The organism is Nocardia carnea, from assembly GCF_029869215.1.
Classification (GTDB): Bacteria; Actinomycetota; Actinomycetes; order Mycobacteriales; family Mycobacteriaceae; genus Nocardia; species Nocardia carnea_B.
Genome location: NZ_JARWPM010000153.1, coordinates 1 through 1,586, shown reverse-complemented (window position 1 = coordinate 1,586; position 1,586 = coordinate 1). Strand labels below are relative to the sequence as shown.

The 1,586-nt window shown below is 68.5% G+C and carries 1 protein-coding gene; it reads left to right on the top strand.

Features of this window, described 5'->3' with window-relative positions; translation table 11 throughout:
* Positions 1-28: 28 nt before the first annotated feature.
* Positions 29-1,586: condensation domain-containing protein (locus QH276_RS10235; protein WP_280402462.1), on the top strand; the 1,558-nt coding region annotated here is incomplete at its 3' end.

Here is a 1,586-nt window from a genome sequence, read left to right as displayed (position 1 = left end):
TGTGCTGCTGTTCGCGGCGCATCACTTCGTGATCGATGGTGTGTCGTGGCGGGTGATCATTCCGGATCTGGCGTTGGCGTGGTCGCAGCTGGCTGCGGGTCAGCCGGTGGTGTTGCCGCCGGTGGGTACCTCGTTGCGGCGCTGGGCGCACGGCCTGGCCGAGGCCGCCGCCACCCCGGAACGGATGGCGGAGCTGCCGTACTGGCAGAAGGTCGCGGCCACCCCGGACCCAGCGTTGGGTACCCGCCCGTTCGATCCGGTCGTCGATACCCGGGCGACCGTCGAACGGTTCGAGATCACCTTGCCCGCCGAGGTCACCGAGGCGGTGCTGACCACTGTCGGTGCCCGCTATCACGGCGGTCCCAACGACGCCTTGCTGTCCGCACTCGCCCTGGCCCTGGCCCGCTGGCGCGGTGACGGTCCGTCGGCGGCCGCGGTGGTCAAACTCGAGGGACACGGCCGGGAAGAGACCGTGGTGCCCGGGGCCGATCTGTCCCGGACTGTCGGGTGGTTCACCGCCGTGTATCCGGTGCGGCTGGAACTACCGGGTATCGATATCGACGCGGCCTTCGCCGGCGGTGCCGAACTCGGCGCATTGGTGAAGGCCGTGAAGGAACAGCTGCTCGGGGCCCCGGACAAGGGCCTCGGTTACGGTATGCTCCGCCACCTCAATCCAGAAACGGAAAGCCTGCTGCCCGAACGTATTCCGGGCCAGATCGGGTTCAACTACTTGGGCCGGGTGTCGGCCGGGGAGATTCCCGCCGATATCGCCGAACTGGGCTGGATGCCGACCGCCGATCTCGGTGCGGTGTCGGCCGATATCGACGGCGAGATGCCCGCCCATGCGGCGCTGGATATCAATGCTGTTGTCACGTCCGGCGCGGATGGGCCGGCGCTGAGTGCGTCCTTCGCGTATGTCACCGGGATGTTCAGCGAGGAGAAGGTGCGGGAGTTCGCGGATCTGTGGGTTGCCGCGCTCACGGCGCTAGCCGAGCATGTCCGGCGGCCGGATTCGGGTGGGTTCACGCCGTCGGATATGCCGTTGGTGCGGGTGGCGCAGGCCGATATCGAACGCTGGGAGGACACCTACCCGGCGCTGTCGGAGATCTGGCCGCTGTCCCCGTTGCAGGCGGGGTTGCTGTTCCACGCTCAGCTCGTCCGCGACGGTCACGACGTCTACACCATGCAGACCTCGGTCGATCTGGCGGGCTCCGTGGACGCGGCCCGGCTGCGGCTGGCCGCGCAGACCCTGGTCGCCCGGTACCCGAACCTGCGCACTGCCTTTGTCGCGGATGCCGAAGGGCAGTGGGTGCAGGTGGTTCTCGACTCTGTGTCGGTGCCGTGGCGCGATATCGACCTGCGCACGCTGCCGGAGCACGAACGCACGGCCGAACTCGACCGGCTGCTGGCCGCGGACCGGGCCCGGCATTTCGATATGTCGGACCCGCCGCTGATCCGGTTCCACCTGGTCCGCTGGAGCGAGGACGCCTGGAAGCTCGTGATCACCACCCACCACATCCTGGTGGACGGCTGGTCCATGCCGCTGCTCATGCGGGACCTGCTGATGCTGTACGCCCTGCGCGGCG